The sequence below is a fragment of the Flavobacterium chryseum genome (genome assembly GCF_004362015.1).
Lineage (GTDB): Bacteria > Bacteroidota > Bacteroidia > Flavobacteriales > Flavobacteriaceae > Flavobacterium.
Genome location: NZ_SNWW01000018.1, coordinates 1 through 17,259 on the forward strand (window position 1 = coordinate 1; position 17,259 = coordinate 17,259).

The following is a 17,259-nucleotide window of genomic DNA, read 5'->3' on the forward strand; positions in this document are numbered from 1 at the left end:
CCAACTTCTGAAGCTCTAGAAAACAACACGCATAAAAATGCGGTTTTGCTTTAATTGGTTTTTCCATTCAAATTATTATATAATTATCCTTATCTCTTTTTTTAGCCTGAAGAATTCTCCAATTACTAAAACCGATCTTATCAAAGTGTGGCATGTCCTTAAAAGTTGCCCAATTACCTCCCCAGTTCCAGCCGTATTTGGCAAAGATCTTTACACACTCATCCCAATCTGAGACTTTATCTCCATCCCAATCACTCTTAGTATCCCAGCTTGCTGTTTTTCCATCAATAATAAGAACGATATCAACGGCAAATCCGTAATTATGTATCGATTGACCGCCTTTTGCGTTGGTTACTTTTGGTTTTTTGTTGTACAAAGCATCTTGTTCAGCAAAAGTTCTTAATCCTTCTGAAATTCGAACCTTAGCACGGCCAGTTAATGCTTTATCAATCTCTTTTATAATGTTAGTCATTTCAACTCGAACGCTCGGATGTAATCCGGATATTCTTTTCTCAGTAATTGCATCCATTTTATTCTTCTTTAAATTCTTTTTTAATGTCTTTGTATGACTTGAAAACCGAAAATACTTTATCAATTAAGTCATACCCTAACCCCTTTGCATTTTCAATTACAATTGAGTGAATCTCAAAAATGCAACAGATGCACATTATTACTATTGTTATTGTCCATTCAGCATCTGAAAAAGAAAATCCAAATGGCTTTATTTTAAACATGCTTTGAATTGTTTTTGCACCAATAATTGCAAACATATACATCGTCATTTTAAGCAAAGAAAGCCTTAGCCTACCACTTTCTATAACATTGTAATAAAACTTTATTTTAAAAAGTAACCGAGCAAAAAAACCATGCTGAGTAGTTTCTTTCGTTGCAAATTTTCCTTTCTTTTTTGCTTCATCTTTTGCTATTTTAAAAGAGACTAAAATTCCAGTTACAAAGTCTACTATTATAAGAGCGCTTAAAAATAATAATACTTGTTTTTCAATATGAAAATTAGATAACAAGACAAGCGCAGGAGCAGAAATCGCAACACCTTTTGTTGTTGTCGTAAGTTTTTTAGCCGTAAGCAACGGCTTTGCGAGATAAACTAAATAGTCTAGTGGTTTCATATTATTTTAATTTTCAATTGAATTTTTACAATGCTCCTTATCTAACCAGTCGAGAAAAGATGCCAACTTATTCCCTGCTTTGCTTAAAGTTCCATCTCGCTGGTTTTTCCCTAATACACTTGAGATCGTTTCGTTTTCAGATCCAAACTTATATCCGGATTCCACTTTTAATAATTTATTCCAAAGTGTTCTGAACTCACGATTTGCGAGTTTATCAATAGTAATAGCGCTTGATCTGAAATAACCTTTTTTATCTCCCACAAGACAGAAGTTCCATAGAGATAATGGCAAATACAATAAGTACGCAACGATGAATAATATAAAGTTTATCATACAATTATCCACTTTTGAGGTTCTGTATTGAAAATGCATTTGGTAGTTCCTTCTAAGAAATCATTCTGTACATAAATCAACAAACACAATCTTTTTCTTAAAACACTTTTTTCGAAAGGGGTCAAATTGCTTGGAATTAAAGAATCGGTTGCTAAAAACATTTCATTATATTTTTCAATAGTGATTTGAATTGTTTTGGCTTTTCCCGGAATAGCAATTTCAGATCCTGTTAATGGATCTTTGGCTAAATAATTAATTTCTGCAAGCATCATTTCGCTAGAATGTTCTTCCCATTTTTTCATTTCGACTATAACATTAGTACTCTTTTGAGTTGCATTGTCTGTGATTAATTCCTCTTCATATTGTATTCGTATCATTATATGTGGTATTTAATAATTAATATTTTAAAAAGGATATGCAAGTCCGTTTCCTGAATTATATAATTTTCGTACTTCAGCTTGATTTAACATTCTGTTTTTCCAAAATCCAATTTCATCCATTCTAAAAATTGAAGAATTTGTTCCAGTGTATAGCCTACCAATTCTAGTTATTTGAGACGCTTGAGGCATTTTCGTGTAAGTTCCAACTAAAGTGTCAGTTGTCACAGTAGCTAAACTTCCGTTTTGATAAATCCTAAGACCTCCAACAGTACCGCTACCATCATAAGTTATCACGTTATGGTACCAAGTATTATTTACAATAGCTGCAATATTTCCAGATCCAGGAACTGTTTTTTTAGAAATATAACCAGACACACTATTACTAAATAATGCAATTTCAATAACACCATTAGTCATCGTTATACTCCATTGGTCTGTTCCCGCCGTTCCACCTCTTTTATTTATAAAATTTCTGGTCACGGTATCATTTTTTTGCCACCAAAAAGAAATCGAAAATTTCAAATCAGTTGATGCATCGGAAAAATCAAATGCAGTGCTTTGAGGAATAGTAATATATTGTGAAGTTGACCATCCATTTGGGCTAGTTCCTATTTTTCCCGATGCAAAAGCACCGGCTCCAACTAAAGTTCCAGAATTCAAACCTATACTATCAACAGCATCACCATTTAAACCATAGTACGCCACTATCTGATCAATTAATGATCTTGACTTTTGCTTTCCGAAATAATATTTTTTTAGACCGCTCATACTAAAAATCTAATATTATTGTATTTGTAGAACCTCTTTTCATGAAATGTCCGACTGTCTTTTCAGACATAGATACAGGTGTGGTTTCCCAAACATGCGGGGCAGTAATAGCCCATGTAACAGTAACGCCTGTTAAGGACCGAAAAGGAAACATTAGAGAATTATTTAATGAAGCAGGAACTGTAATAGTACAGCTAGCCGTAAATAATATAGTTTGTCCATGCCACGCATTTAACACGTTACTATTCGCTGATATTTCAATTTGACTATCAATAACCTGCTTTCCGGCTAAGTCAGTATCATCCGCTATAGTTCCGTTTCTGTCTTGAAAAATGTAAGTTCTTGCAGCCGTATTAGCATTTACAAAAAGGGATGTAAATGAATTGGCAACGTTTCTAAAGCCCCAAGTTCCGTTTAAAAACGTTTTTAAACCAGAAACAGTTTGAGCAGTTGTAATCGTTAGGTAAAAACCATCTGTATAAGATTTGATAGTTGCTTTAATTGTAGAAAATTTCCAGTATTTTGTCTTATTTGAATCTTCACTATCAGCATTTCCAATTCTATCGTTATCATGAACAGTAGTTTTTTCTGGAGCAGAAATTATCTGTGTCGCTAATTTACTACCTATGAGTTCAAATTTTAAATTACTTCCGTCATTAGCATTTAATGAGAATTCAAGAACCTCATTATTCTTTAAAATTAAATTTTGAGCATCAGAAAAGAAGTATTTAATATTTCCGGTACCACTATTATGTTCAATTGTAACATCATGACCAGTTCTGTTTTTAAAGAAATGCGGCTTACCAGGTCTTATGAATTCTCCAGAAAGTTGAATGGACTTAACATTAGTTGCTGATCCGATTAAACTTACTGAACTTCTATCATCATTCAATTCAAGTTTATCTATTACAGTTGTTGATCCGTAACTTGCTATAAAATCCTGACTTTCTCGTTTAAGAACGAAATTATCACCAATAACTGGAGGTGTTGGTTCAAAAACCTCAGTATCACTAACAAGAACAAACGTCACGTCAACTGTATTATCTGGTCTTGGATCTGCGGTAGGACTAGAAATACTTTCAACTCCAGGTATTCTAACAAAAGTATTTAAGTTAGTTGCAACAACTCTATCTAAACGTTGTTTGCCGGATGAAGCTAAAGGAAAATTTATTGTTAATGGTCCTGAATTTGAGTATTGAACATTATTAATCAACCATTCCCAACCTGCATTGATTGTTTTGTTAAGACCTAAAGATGTTATTCCGGTTTGTTTTGTTATTTGATTGTAGTATGGTAACTCCGAATCAAAATTCAAACTGTTTCTTGTGTACAATACAGGAAGCAAAGCATTTTGCAACGCAATTAAATTTGGATAAGTAACACCGTCAACAGAATAATTAGAATATAAATCTAATGCTGTCAATTCAAGTTTGCTATCATAAACGTTTACTATTTTCAATTTCCCACCCACAACATGTGGCATGAAATTTTTGAAATACGGTATGCCGTTTAATGAAAACTTTTCAGAGCTTATATTTAAAATAATTATCATTGTATCACTTTTGTTTTTGAAGCGTATTTATGATTTGGACCGCAACTTGTTGAACTATTCCAGCTAGGGAAATCCGATATATTTCTTTCGATGAATTTGACAACATCAATCATCATCAAATTAGCCTCTTCACGCTTTTTATACCAAAAGTTTTTTCTCTCTTCAAGCGTTAAAGGTGTTGAGTTCGGAGTTGTTTTAACAACCATTCCATGTGAAGTTGAAACTGCACTACTATTCATTACAAATCTTGCATAAGAGAAGTAACTTATAACAGTTGCTAGTCCTTGAAAGCTGTATGATCTCGTATTGAAGGTGTAACTTCCACCGTCAATAAGCTTTTTATAGGTCAGTTCATCCTTTTTGGCTAATAAATCAAAGTAAAAATCCTCTTCAACGAGAGGTTTTAAATCAAATTCCTGAGCTTCATTGATGAAAGTTTGAAATTCAACAGAATCATATCCGATTGCAACCTGTAATTTGGTAGCAACTATATCTTTATCAATTAATAGTATTGCCATTTGGATTTGGATTTGTTGGATTAGCCTCTGGATTTCCTAGAATTCTTCTAGAAACCTCATCAGAGTAACCGAAAATGTTAATAAGCATTGCAACACCGCTATCTAATGTGGTTGTTTTTGCCACTACGGACGCTTGAATAGCTAAGATTGAGGTTACACCTCCAACGGATCCTCTTAAAGTTGCCTGTGCTGTTCTTATAGCTTCCTCATCTAGTTCTTCTTTTGTTTTTTGAGCCGGTGCCTCTATATTATTTTCATCATAATTAACTGTTCCATCATCCAATAAAGAATATTGTTTGATGGTCCAATTGTTTGATGGATTGATGTCATGTTTGTAATTTCTGAATAGCTCTTTAAAAAGCATTTCCAACTTCTCCTGATCTTTTGAAATAAGAGAGTTGTAAATTGATTGTGCTTTTATTAGATCTTCTCCAGATGTATTTCCAAGTTTCCCAGCAACGTAATCTACAAGCTGAGGTGGAATGTTTTTAAATGCTTTACGGATATAATTTGCAGATGATGTTTCAAAGTGAGCGTACTTTTCAGATTTAACTTCATTTTTGATTGTATCAAATCTGATATTACCTTGCTTGTTATTTTCATCATCCCAGTCATCCTCAACAAGCAACTTTGTACTTGAGTTTTCAAATCCTGATAATGATTTTACATTTCTTTCAAAAGCTTCTTCATCTTGTTTGCTTTCAAATTTTCTATGTCTAATAACTGTGACATCTTCAAAACTTCTTTTTGCCGTTCCATTGTAATACAATCCAAGTTGGTTTTCTGTATCTGCAAAAGTGTAGGCTCTTTCAATTAAGCTTTGAGGATAAGTGTATTTTCTTGATAGTTTAAAAAAGAAGATCTGTCCTTTGTAATTTTCCCAACCTCCAGCTGCTTCAACTTGAGTTTGAATTACATCTGGTCGTGGATTGTAAACATCAAAAATATCTACATCTTCTTTCTTTAAAGACTTGCCCCAACCTTTAGGAGAAACTAAAATTTTGCCATAATAATCAGCACTATCTTTTTTCCCAACTTTACAAAGTGTATAAGGAATAATTTTAAAACTATCCTTTTCGTAATTTGCATTATAACCAACATTAATAAAAACACCTTGATGTCTTGAAACAACTTCTGCAACATCAAATAATAAATTGTTTGGATTCTGTTTGTCGAACTCATCTTCAGATAAGTTAATCTCGGACATATCAACTTCAAATCCTCCACCTCCTAAAAAGCTTTCATATAACCAGGCACATTGAAAAGCTGTAGGCGAATTGTCGATCAAATTTTCAACAACAAGCGATTTAAGGTTATCTTCACCATCGAAGATAACCCCAAAACGTTTATTGAATATTTCAATTCTTTCTTGCTTGTATTGTTCTACAACTTTGGACTTCATTACTTTTTATTTATTGTTTTGTAATCAAGTCAGCAGCTAGGTTTTGTAACTCTAATTTGTTTTCTTCAGATAACTTAGAGATCGTTTTTTTGATTCCAGTAACTGTGGATGCTTTTGTTGTCACATTAATCAATTCTAACAATGAAAGAGCTTCTTCAATAGTGAATTTGCTTTCGCCAATCAAAACTAATTCTTGATCATCATCTGTATTTTGATCTTCCTGATCATCGTCATTTTCAGAATCATCATCGTCTTGATTATCATCGTCGTCGTCGTCGTCTTGATCATCGTCTGTATTTTGATCTTCCTGATTAACTTCAAGTGCTTCTAAATAATCATCAATCAACTCATCTAAATCATCTGGAACAACTCTAAAAAGAGATCTCCTATTTGGATTCTTTGCCAATATTTTTAAAGCAGCTTCATCTGTTAAATTATGTTTGCTGTAAACGTCAGATGTTCCAGTTATCGGAATGATAACACCATCGTTTAATTCGAAATTTGATTTTACTATTTCCATCTTGAGTTCTGGATTAAATTTTTTTAATTTTTGAATGTAGCCTCCAATTTTATTGGGGCAATTGGAGCATGTTTCTCCAAAGATTTTATAATGCAAATCGAAAATATGCTTTAAGAAAGGGATGCCGTTTTTGTCCTTTCCATTTAAAGTTACATAACTAGCATCCCTGATCTCTTTTAGTATTTCCTTTTGATCTTCATTAAGGAATGACTGGTTCGACATATTCGTTTGTTGTTATCCAAGTTTCGATTGCATCAAGACCACCTACCATTTTAAACAACTTGATTCCAGTTGATTCTTCTTCACCTTCTTTTGTAGCAACTGCAATTTTCGTTACACCAGAATCAGCTCCAGAATTAAAAGTATCTTCTGTGATTTCCATTCCTGATTCAAGACCAGCGATCTCATACGAAAGCTCTCCGGAAATTCCCGTATCAACTTTTTTGGAAAGTGTTACAACTCTGGCACCATCAACTAACTCTTGAACGCGCTCTCTTTCAGCAGGGCCTTTATAAGTAATTGTAAATCTATCAGTATGGATATATCCGTTACTGAAATCTTTAATAGCCAAAGCATGTTCAATTGAACTTACTTTTTTACCTACTGCAGGATAGATCTTGGCTCCCGTTTTAAGTACCAAAGTAGTTACAACAGTTCCTCTATTTGATTTCTGAGTTGCTTCAACATCAACATCATCGTGGTTTATATACCACTTTCCAGCTACTCCTTGTTTTGGTCTATGTCCGCACATCTTCACGAACTGACCAGTTAATTTTTCGTCGCAATTTTCTGCCATGATTATAAGTTTTAAAAGGGAGCCGAAACTCCCTTTAATTAATTTTAGATAGCTGCTCTAAATGCGTATGGATTAGTCATTTTAAAGTCAACTAAATAGTTAGCTTTAATATAGAAGCTCTCATCTTCTCCTCCGATATACTCAAGAGTAATATCTTCTAATGAAGCAGCATCATCAACTCCTACTTGCAAATATTCTTTTCTTGTGAATAAAGCAAAGTGAGGTAAGTGTATGTGAGGTGTAGCACCAGTTACGAAATCGTTTCTTCTCCAGCGATCATATTGAACAACAGGAGTTAATACTTCGCCATCAACCATAGGATCTGTAATCCCTTTTAGTGTAGAATCAATGTTTCCTTGAACACCGTATCCATTGGCACGTTTTACCCATTTTTGGTAATTCTTAAACAATCTGTTTGAAGTCATTAAAGTATCTCCATCAAAATCGTAAACATCATCAAGAACAGATTCATAAAGGTCTAATGCATACGTTGCAGGCAGGTTTAACTGATCTGTCATCGCTCCAGTGTTTTTGTCAAGAGTTACAAAGTTCCCTGAAAACTCTGGCAATGTTTTTAAATATTGCAAAGTTGGAAGCAAACCTTTATCGATGATGTCGTAATACTTAGCTTTTCCGGCTTCATCAGTTAAGATGTCCTGTGCTGCAATATCTTTGTCTCCCATTAAAACAAGACGAAGTAAATCGGCTTTCATTGCTTTAATTGTTAGGTCTTCAATGAAGACAGCCATTTCAGTTCCGGTAAGGTCTTTTCTTTTGTAACCATTATTAAGGCCCCATTGAGTAAATGAGTTTTCGAAGTCAGTATAGCAATACTTGATTCGAACCTCTGCCATTTTAGGATTCCACTTCTGTGAGAATGCAGGGAAAGCTGGAGAAATACCAGTACCGCCACAACCTTGGGAAGCTACGGTTACGTATTCAAAACCTTTCATTGCGGCAACTTGCTGACCTCCTTTAATACCAGGAACAATTGTGAACAATTCAGATGTATCTTGTTGAAATACATCATTCTTTACAATTTCCTTTAAGTCCGTAATAAATCTATCCGATGTGGCTAAATCTGTAAAATCTGCTACTAATGCCATGTCTTACTTTGTTTTTTTGGTTTTAATTGCCTCACGTGCCTCACGTACTGCATCAGCGTCATAGGTGCTGGTTCCTGTTTTCTTTTTGTCTTTTGTCTCAGCGGGTGGAGCTTCGTAAGTTGACTTAACTGATTTACCTAAAACATCAACTCTCTTATCAAATTTTTGAACTTGTTCAGAGATTAATTCAAAAGCACTTTCGTTGTATTTTTGAGTATTCTCAAATTTCTTTTTAAATGATGCGAATGAAGTAGCAAGAGTGTTAACACCGTTCATTACTTCGCTAAGAGTCGGCTCTTCGGTTTCTTCTGATTCCGGAGCATCTTTAATCTCTGTAATTACACCACCAACGGTTACGATTGCACTTCCATCAGGAAGCAAATGCGTATCATCTTTTACTGGAGTTCCAGCATCATCAACGACTTTATCGTCGACTTTAGGTTTTTCAGCTTCTGTAATAACTTTCACGATTGAGCCGTCAGCTAAAGTGACGTCTATGTCGAAAGAGCCATCTTTCGTGCTGAACTTCTTTTTTAGATTGTCTAAAAAGCTCATATTAAAATTGTTTAAGGATTTACGATTTTGGTAATTGAAATAGCGTTCAAAGAAGTCTTCTATGATTTTAGGATTCTTGTTTATGCTTTCAAATAGGGATGGATTCTCATCTAGGAAATTAGTTACTACAACTCCCAGATCATTTGGATTAGATGAGAATAATGAATCGGTTGCAGCTGGATCATCAACCAGATCACAAGCTTTGAACTTGTCAAGTAAATGAAGTGTTTGATTTTTATCACCTACCTTTTCATCAAACGTTGATGAAAGAATATGAATCGAATTGCCGAACATATCCGGATTTGATTCGGCCATGTCCATGATGTAATCGAACATTGTGATTCCTTTACCTTCAACTTGTGTTTTCTTGGTAATAGGATCTAAAAATAAATCTGCAAAGCAATTTCCGTTTTGAACGGAAAAGTTTTTGTAACGCCCGATATAAGTTCCGAAAGAAGTCGCACACATATTCGGATGTCCGAATCTTGATTTAATTCCTCTCTCAGATTCATTACCTTGAGTAACTAAATCCTGAATGAATTTTTCATCGAAGAAGCTATCATTCTTATTTTCTCCAAAATTCGCGATACATGTATTCTTTAAAATACCGTTTTCTCTGTCAACTTTGATATCAGTTGACTTGAAGTTTGGAAGTGAATTAAAATATTTCGTGCTCATTTTAGTAATATATTATATTACAAATATACGCTGAGCAATTATTTTGGTTAACTAAGATCTTTTGGTTAAATTTGTAAAATGATTTTACTTATTATATTAACAATAATCGTAGTTCTTGCAGTTTGTTGGCTGTGGGCAAAATTTGTTTTTGCCTTTTTCAATTTGTTGTCACATTTTATTTTTAAGTCAAAAAAAACTACTGAAAACATTTACATTGAAGCTCAAAAAGATATAGATGACAATGAGCGACAATATCAGGAATACCTTGAGTGGATGAGTAAAAACGGTGGCGAGGTTCCAATTAAAAAAGTAATAACCAAAGAACAAAATAGTGCAGATGTGAGAATTAATTTAGCTTTAGGAAAATATAATAATTTAGGAAAAAACAGTAAATAATTTTGACTAATTATTATTATTTTGATAAGTCCGTCACTACTTTTCGAACACTTTGCCAACTTATTTTAAAATCTTCACCACACAAAAAATAGGATTCTTGCTTGTTATTGTGGTTGTTTATATAGAAATGGAATTTTTCAAATATTTCCATATTTCTAATCCAAGATGGATTGATTAAACCGAGTTTTGTCAGTTCTTGTATTTCTCTGGTTTTATGTTTCAGTTTGATATAAAGCATACGCAAATATACTTATTTAAATAATATAATATATTACCAATGTTTTTTTGGGCATTTATATTTTTCACTTCGTACAGCGGTCGAAAGAGGGCATCCGCAACCTCCCTCTTTTTTACTACAATACATACCTTGAATTTCTGAAATAGAATAATCTGGAAGTATGGCCGTGTGCAATCCATCTTTTGCAGCAGGACATTTAATGCAAATTTCAGCGCGCTCTTTTGCCAGTTCTAAAGTTGCCGGATCATCTCCTTGAAGATAGTTACTCCAACCATTTAAGATATCATCTAACTTGCCCATAAATCTGCACCATCGGTTATTTTAGCATATTCATCTTGTTCATAATTAATATCTGTAACTGCTGTATAAACAATCGGTTTTGGTAAATTAAGATTTGCTTCAGCTACTTTAGCAGCTAATAAATCATAATCAATACCTTGTGAATTGTTTGTATTGCTATACATCTGAATAACTGAAGATGGCAAGAACTGACTTGAAAAATCAATTCCAGCATTTGCGTTCATCGCTGCTATTAACGCTTCATTATTTGAAGTTGCTTCAGCTGTTATAACACTTTCACCTTTTGAAAGCATAGCAGGAATACTGTCACTTGTTCCAGTACCTGGACCATCTATATTGACAGCTCCTTTTGCTAACTTCAAACCAGATACTTTTGCAGCTTGCAAAGCTCCACTAGCAATAATTATACCTCCTTGAATAGTTGCATTTACAGCTAATGCAGCCGTCAAAGGATTAGAGGCAAAAACGGCAGCTTGCTGAAATGCCTGAGTAGCATTTTTAACAGTAGTAAATGTGATTTCAGCTAATGCTAAAGCTTTCCCTAAAGCAGATTGCTCACTTACTATTCCTCTCAAACCTTGAATTACAGCTAATTCTTGATTAATTTTAAAATCAGCAAGTGATTTATCCAGTGATTTTTTTTGTGCAGCATACTTTTGATTAATTAAATCTATATCTGCTCCATTCTTTTTAGCTGCTAATAGTTCGGCTTCATTTAATCTTTGTAATTCAGCCTGCCTAAAAGCAAATTCGTTATCTGCATTTAACTGATCTGTAGCTAATTTGTTTTCAAGATCAATTGCTTTCTTATCAAAATCAGCCTGTTCCTTCTCTTCCTCAAGTACCTTCTTTTCTTCTGCGAATTTATCATCAATAGCTTTTATGGCATCTTGATATTCTTGAGCATTGATTTGACCTTCTTCCAGACGTTTAGTTTGAAATGCAGCTTCAGCTTCTGATATTCGGTTTAAGCGATCAATTTCTTGTGCAACTAACTCATCAGTTAAAAACTTGTTGGCATCTAACTTGGATTTGTTATTGTCCAAAAACAACTGAAGTTCAGCATTGGCATTAGCAATTACAAAATCCATTTGAGCTTTTAAGAACTCATTTTGAATATTGTTCTGATCAGTTAAGAATTTAAGTTTATCAATCTCCGTTTTTTTTGTTGCATCAAATTCTTTTTGAGCTATCTCAAGTTTCTTATCTCGTATTTGCTCCTGATATTTTAATCCTTCTGCTAAAGTTTTTGCTCGAACTCCTTGTTGAGAAATAAATAAATCAAGTTCAGCTTTAGCTTTTCTTGCAGCATCATCTAATAATTTTTGTGAAGCTTCTTGTCTTTTCTTCTCAGCTTCAATTGCAGCTTGACGAGCTTTTTCTCGTGCAGCTTCCTGATCTTCTAATAATTTGTTTTGCTTGTTAATATTTTTCTCTTGATTTGAATAGTATTCGTTTGTGATATCAGTATCAGCAAGTATGGCTTTTTTTAAATTATCAAATAGCTCATCAGTGTTATTGGTTTTCTTTTCAATATAATCTTTGTAGGCGAACCCGCGCTTTTGTAATTCAGCAAACTCTATATCAGTCAATTTAGCTTCATTTTTTATTTGCAAAAGTGCCAATCTTAATTGCTCATCATTATTCTTTTTTCGTTGTTGAAAATCTTCTTCTTCCAGCTGAGCTGCTCTTTTCAATAAATCCAATCTCTCTTCTTCTGATTTGGTTCTGTCTTTAGCTTGAATGTTTAATCTATTAATCTCAGCTCGGTTTTTAGCTGTTTGAATCTCTTGTGATTCCATAGCATCTTCGAGATCTTGTTGAGCTTTTTTAAGTTTAGCAGCTGCATCATAAGCATCTCCCATTGCTTTACCCATTTCCTTAAATCCCTTGATTGGATCAGCGAGAAAGGATCCTATTTTTTTCAATGTACCTCCTAAATCACTCAGACCAGAAACAAATGACATTATTCCTTGTTGAACAACTTTTATAACTGCACCAAGTCCGGCCATACCCTGCTCAACAGCATCGACAACAGGAGTAAAAGTTTTTAAGTAACTAATTAATAAAGCAATGGCAATAACGATCAATCCAATTCCAGTTGCAGCAATTGCAAGTGCAAATATTCTCATTGCGCCTGTTCCCAAATTAGTTGCGATCGTCAATGCTTTCTGTGAAAACGTCATAGTTTCAGTTCCATCAGCAGCATTTCTCATATTTTGAGCGGTCTCAACTATATCATCTTTGAAAGCTTGAAAAAGTTTTGAACTCTTTTTAAGAGCTTCACCAATGACAGCTAACTCCCCGCCAAACAATCCACTTTCGGAAATCGCATCTTTAATTGCAGTAGTATAGTCACCAATACCGATCTTTTGTTTTTCTAATTCAGAAACATTTTCTTTAATGAATTTATCATTTGCATCAATTTTGGCATTTATCTCGTCTAAAAGTTTTAATTGATTTTCATCAGCCAGGTTTAATTCATTTCTAATTTTTAGAAGTTCAGTATTGTTTTGTCTTGCTTCTGTTATGGATTTATTCTCATGGTCCAATGCAAGGTTTACTTTTTCGTTTATGGTTAGAAACTTTTCATCTACTGTAATCAGGTTAACAAGTTGTTTTTGATTCATATTATAATCAGATGAAAGCTTATTTATTTTAGCTGACATCTGAATATAAGTTTCTGAAGAAGTATCTCCGGCTTTTTTCATTGCCGATAATGATTCCCTTGATTTGTCAAGTTCCGTTTTTAACTGTGAGGACTTTGCAATGATGGCATCAACATCAATGTCCAATTCGATTATTTTTCTTTTTTCCATTTTAGAAATTAATTAAAACATTTACTGATTGTGAGAAAACAGTTCCGTAACCAAGAGTTAAAAACCACTCAATATAAACTGGCCCAAAAGGACCTGATCCTACTAATGGAAGATCCACTTCCAGATATTTGCTAGTTGCTGTTATATATTGCGGTATAGAAAAATTATCTAATGCATAAGTGTCTACCGTAATTACATTCGGAATCTCTAAATCCGTATCAAAATCAACTCTTACTCTTCTTGTATTAGTTGTTGTATTCATTGATAGTGTTTGAAGATGAGTTATTGTAATAAAACTCAAATCCGGAGCCGGCGGTACGTACTCACAAATCATAGTATTTTCAAATAGATAATGATTTGACAAAACACCCGGAACCGTAAGTTCTAAAGTGAAATCCCAATACCCACCAGCAATAACAGTAACATCGATAGTATTCGTAACCGGATCTACTACAGCATTAAAATATCTGTTAGGTGGTAAAGTTGGCGGTGGTATTACTCCAAAAGAATTAGGCTGACCCGTAACCAGAATGTTAGCTGGCAAATCAGCATCGGTATCAAAATGTATTATCAAATTACAACCTGACAATTCGATGTCTGTAATTGTAATGTATGTACCTGGATTATTCTCTGGTGGAGTTAAAGTCTTTTTATAATCAACTTCTATCACTTCGCACTTTGTTGGTTTGCCTTTAATGAAACTCAATATTTTATTTACCAAAAAGTAACTTGCTCGCTGCTCTACATATATCAAATTCTTAAAGGTGAAGTTCGCAACATCCTTAGCTTTAAGATTAAACTCAGCTTCAAGTGTTTTAGACTTATCAAGTAAACTTTCTATTTCTCCATAATTATCATAAATGATTTCCTGAAAGTTTAAACGCGAATAATCTTCTCTTTGAATTGTTGCAACTGTCGTTTCAGTATTTAAACTTTTCGATCCTATTGCTATAGGCTCACTAAACGTATGCGGTTTTGCTCTAAGAAAATAATATCTTCCAGTCAGCTCTTTATAATCAACTGTGTTATCGTCTTTGATTTCTTTATTCCAGAATTTATAAGAGTTCAATTGCAATCCTACAACAAAAACTTTAAGTCGTTCCGGACTATAAATTTTTGAATTCACTATCGGTGTTTCAGTAGCTAAGTTTTTATTGTTAACAGTAATAAATCCATCGTTATAACTTACATTCTCGTCATTATATCGATACTTGAAAGTGTTTTTCTGAGCATAATTTGAGAAAATATATTTTTCTGAAACTCTATTGTTAAACTTACCAGACCAATCTTCTATAACATCGCTTTGAACAATCTCTTTTATACTTCTAAAGTCAACATTGTTTGTATATTTATCTTTGAACATGGTAAGTCCGAAAGCTTGCATGATCTCGTTTACAAAATCCTTTGCTTTAAACTCCAATAATGCCTCTTCAAAATTGGCATCATAGCCAATCAGATAATCTAAAGTTGTTGTCATCGATCCGGAAAGAGGATTGTTTACACTACCACTTATATATCCTGTAACTAGAGATCCCAAATAAAGTTTATCTCCAACCGCTGCATTGATATTGGCCGTATTGATCGACGCGTCAAAGGATCCTGTCTCTTTAATTTCATCTGTTGAACTTTTCAATGTCCATGTTAGAAATGAAGACGTAGTGTTGTTGTTCGAAAAACTTCCGGTTGCTTTAATTCTGAAAACTCCAGCTGTCTTGATTGTGGTGAACGTGCTATTATTTACAGCATAAGAATCATCAAATGTAGATGGCCACAAAACAGAATAGTAGTAATGCACATATTCAATTCCGGTTCCGGTTGGAACGGCAACTGTATTTTGTCTGATCTCGGAGTTCTGACTTGTAATTACGCTAACGATCGGCTCCAATGTCGGAACCGGTTTTGGAAATGTCATCCAATGATTTAAAAACTTTTCAGATGTAAATACACTTCCGGAATAAGTGAAGCCTGTATACTGAAAAACTCTATCCCACAAATAACTTGATCTTGCACTTGGCAACTGATAATCTATATTTAAAGCTCCTGTTGGAGTTACATTGTTTCCGTTGTAATCAGCAATGATGTACATGTAATTTAGATCTCCATCGAAAGAAGCTACTACATTAGCTAGGTTTTTAATGTGGTTCAAATCGGAAATACCAACATCCGTTAAAGTCAGATCTTCAACTGCTTTATAAAAATCAATGTTTCCATCATAAACGTAGATCTCATATCCTTTACCGTCGGTCGTTTGAGTTATGTTGCCCCAACCTTTATAGATTAAGCATTCTCCTGTATCAAAATCAAACAGATCGACTACAGCTCTTTCATAAGGAAGATTAGATTGATTACCAACTAAACCAACTCGATCTAAGTTTCTAACATTCTCAGCACATGGAGTTGCTATAAACTTATTTGTAAAGTTGGTTTGTCGACTGGCGAACTTAGCCAGGTCATTTACTTGCTTTGTTTGAGCAATCGGTTTGCTATCTGCAAGCCTGATCCGTTTGCCGTTTATGTAAAGAATATAACTCATAGTATTTGCATGTATCTAGCTGGCAAATCAAGTTCAATGATATAGCTGTATAATTTTTTTCTTGGTTCTGTAATTACAAATGATGAAGTCTTTAAACGAACTTCCATCCAATCGCTAAGATTTGACTTCGCAAACCTTTCACCTGTGAACATATATATTTTAGGACTGTCAATAATTCCCTCAAAGATTATCTTCTCTCGATCTGTCAACTTTTCAGCTGCACATTTAATGGTTTCATCTCCGGTCTTACCACCTTGAAGAGTTGGCGAACTTGTATCTTCTAAACTCTCGAAATCATTTTCAAGTTCAGATCCATATTTAGATGTTCTGGTCCTGAAATGAAACTTAGAAAGCAGCCAATAACTAAAACGACCGTTCTTGTTTAGAAACTTAATGTAGGTACCGCAATCGCTTTCTTGTTTATCGACAATTAGATTTACATTCTGGTTGATCGCTCCGATGTAAAACTGAATGTTGTTTTCTCCTAACATCATTGGTAAGAAGTTCTCAATAGTTATATCCGTTCTTCCATCGGATAAATAAAGAGATGTAAATTTACCTTTCAGTTGAAACTCATGCTGCAGACCGTTAGAAAGATTCTTTAAAATGAAAGGATCTGTTGTGCCTTGTGGATTATAGAAGGTGAACTCGAAAGGATATCCCTGCCAATATTTCAAGTATGTTGAATTGTTAGATCGATCCTGAACCGGAGATAAGATCGCGATCCTGTTCGGAACAAATAAGATCTGGTTTTTCTTGTAATCTTCAATCTGATCAACTCCGATGTAAAACTTTAGATCTCGTGAAGCAGCTTCGATTGATGTATCTGTAAAGTTTATCCTGAATGTTACAGTACCTTCCAGATAAAAACCATTCGCAACATCATAGGTGAATGAGTTGGTATCAGAATCCGATAAGTTATAAACGATATCATCCGCGAAGTTCTTAGTGTTGATTTCGGCCGTTACATATTCAATGAAATTGAAATAGAAAGTTCCGTTCGGATGTGGATACAGCAAGACATCCATTCCCAAACCAACGATCTGAGCTGTTGCCGGAGTTAATGATGAATCAGAACTAAACCTCACAATATGATTATTGTAAGCAGTTAGCAACTTATCCGTTGCGATGTCTTTTGAAAATACTATTGCCATTGTATGATAAGATTAAATATTGCCAAAAGGATAAAGAACACGATGTATAACACAAGGTGCCCTATCAAAATCGTTTTAATAATG

Annotated in this window: 17 protein-coding genes; 1 reads left to right on the forward strand and 16 read right to left on the reverse strand. The window is 34.0% G+C overall.

What is annotated here, in order from left to right; translation table 11 throughout:
• Positions 1-67 precede the first annotated feature (67 nt).
• Genes EV143_RS20505 through EV143_RS20560 form a run of 12 tightly spaced genes read right to left on the reverse strand, consistent with a single transcriptional unit; the run spans position 68 to position 9,735 of the window.
• Positions 68-529 carry a M15 family metallopeptidase gene (locus tag EV143_RS20505; protein WP_133509784.1) on the reverse strand — a complete coding sequence of 154 codons (462 nt, stop codon included), beginning with the start codon at positions 527-529 and terminating at the stop codon, positions 68-70.
• A 1-nt stretch (position 530) separates the two neighbouring features.
• Positions 531-1,088 carry a hypothetical protein gene (locus EV143_RS20510; RefSeq protein ID WP_133509785.1) on the reverse strand — a complete coding sequence of 186 codons (558 nt, stop codon included), beginning with the start codon at positions 1,086-1,088 and terminating at the stop codon, positions 531-533.
• A 45-nt stretch (positions 1,089-1,133) separates the two neighbouring features.
• A complete protein-coding gene (locus EV143_RS20515) occupies positions 1,134-1,460 on the reverse strand; it encodes a hypothetical protein (protein ID WP_133509786.1) in 327 nt (108 codons plus the stop codon).
• Positions 1,457-1,837 carry a hypothetical protein gene (locus EV143_RS20520; protein WP_133509787.1) on the reverse strand — a complete coding sequence of 127 codons (381 nt, stop codon included), beginning with the start codon at positions 1,835-1,837 and terminating at the stop codon, positions 1,457-1,459. Before EV143_RS20520 ends, EV143_RS20515 begins: the two co-directional genes overlap by 4 nt.
• A 27-nt stretch (positions 1,838-1,864) precedes the next feature.
• Positions 1,865-2,608 carry a LamG-like jellyroll fold domain-containing protein gene (locus EV143_RS20525; protein WP_133509788.1) on the reverse strand — a complete coding sequence of 248 codons (744 nt, stop codon included), beginning with the start codon at positions 2,606-2,608 and terminating at the stop codon, positions 1,865-1,867.
• A gap of 1 nt (position 2,609) precedes the next feature.
• Positions 2,610-4,160 carry a hypothetical protein gene (locus EV143_RS20530; RefSeq protein WP_133509789.1) on the reverse strand — a complete coding sequence of 517 codons (1,551 nt, stop codon included), beginning with the start codon at positions 4,158-4,160 and terminating at the stop codon, positions 2,610-2,612.
• Positions 4,157-4,678: a DUF6712 family protein gene (locus EV143_RS20535; RefSeq protein ID WP_133509790.1), complete on the reverse strand. Its 522-nt coding sequence runs from the start codon at positions 4,676-4,678 to the stop codon at positions 4,157-4,159. Before EV143_RS20535 ends, EV143_RS20530 begins: the two co-directional genes overlap by 4 nt.
• Positions 4,659-6,080: a hypothetical protein gene (locus EV143_RS20540; protein ID WP_133509791.1), complete on the reverse strand. Its 1,422-nt coding sequence runs from the start codon at positions 6,078-6,080 to the stop codon at positions 4,659-4,661. Before EV143_RS20540 ends, EV143_RS20535 begins: the two co-directional genes overlap by 20 nt.
• 10 nt (positions 6,081-6,090) lie before the next feature.
• A complete protein-coding gene (locus tag EV143_RS20545) occupies positions 6,091-6,822 on the reverse strand; it encodes a hypothetical protein (RefSeq protein WP_133509792.1) in 732 nt (243 codons plus the stop codon).
• Entirely contained in the window at positions 6,800-7,396 is a 597-nt protein-coding gene (locus EV143_RS20550) for a hypothetical protein (protein WP_133509793.1), read from the reverse strand. The genes EV143_RS20545 and EV143_RS20550 overlap by 23 nt, the downstream gene beginning before the upstream one ends.
• A gap of 44 nt (positions 7,397-7,440) precedes the next feature.
• Positions 7,441-8,502 (reverse strand): hypothetical protein, encoded by a 1,062-nt coding sequence (locus EV143_RS20555; protein ID WP_133509794.1) that lies wholly within the window; start codon positions 8,500-8,502, stop codon positions 7,441-7,443.
• 3 nt (positions 8,503-8,505) lie between these two features.
• The gene (locus tag EV143_RS20560) at positions 8,506-9,735 is read right to left on the reverse strand and encodes a hypothetical protein (protein WP_133509795.1); all 1,230 of its coding nucleotides are present in this window, start codon (positions 9,733-9,735) and stop codon (positions 8,506-8,508) included.
• A 78-nt stretch (positions 9,736-9,813) separates the two neighbouring features.
• Between EV143_RS20560 and EV143_RS20565 the strand changes: the two genes are divergently transcribed.
• A complete protein-coding gene (locus EV143_RS20565) occupies positions 9,814-10,131 on the forward strand; it encodes a hypothetical protein (protein ID WP_133509796.1) in 318 nt (105 codons plus the stop codon).
• 271 nt (positions 10,132-10,402) lie between these two features.
• On the opposite strand, the gene EV143_RS20570 is transcribed toward EV143_RS20565, so the two are convergent.
• The 4 genes from EV143_RS20570 to EV143_RS20585 are packed head-to-tail and all read right to left on the reverse strand — an operon-like array spanning position 10,403 to position 17,175.
• Positions 10,403-10,669, reverse strand: a complete 267-nt coding sequence (locus EV143_RS20570; protein WP_133509797.1) for a hypothetical protein — start codon at positions 10,667-10,669, stop codon at positions 10,403-10,405.
• Positions 10,657-13,488, reverse strand: a complete 2,832-nt coding sequence (locus EV143_RS20575; protein ID WP_133509798.1) for a hypothetical protein — start codon at positions 13,486-13,488, stop codon at positions 10,657-10,659. The genes EV143_RS20570 and EV143_RS20575 overlap by 13 nt, the downstream gene beginning before the upstream one ends.
• A gap of 1 nt (position 13,489) precedes the next feature.
• Positions 13,490-16,021 (reverse strand): hypothetical protein, encoded by a 2,532-nt coding sequence (locus EV143_RS20580; protein WP_133509799.1) that lies wholly within the window; start codon positions 16,019-16,021, stop codon positions 13,490-13,492.
• On the reverse strand, positions 16,018-17,175 hold the full coding sequence (locus EV143_RS20585) for a hypothetical protein (RefSeq protein ID WP_133509800.1): 1,158 nt from the start codon (positions 17,173-17,175) through the stop codon (positions 16,018-16,020). The genes EV143_RS20580 and EV143_RS20585 overlap by 4 nt, the downstream gene beginning before the upstream one ends.
• Positions 17,176-17,259 lie beyond the last annotated feature (84 nt).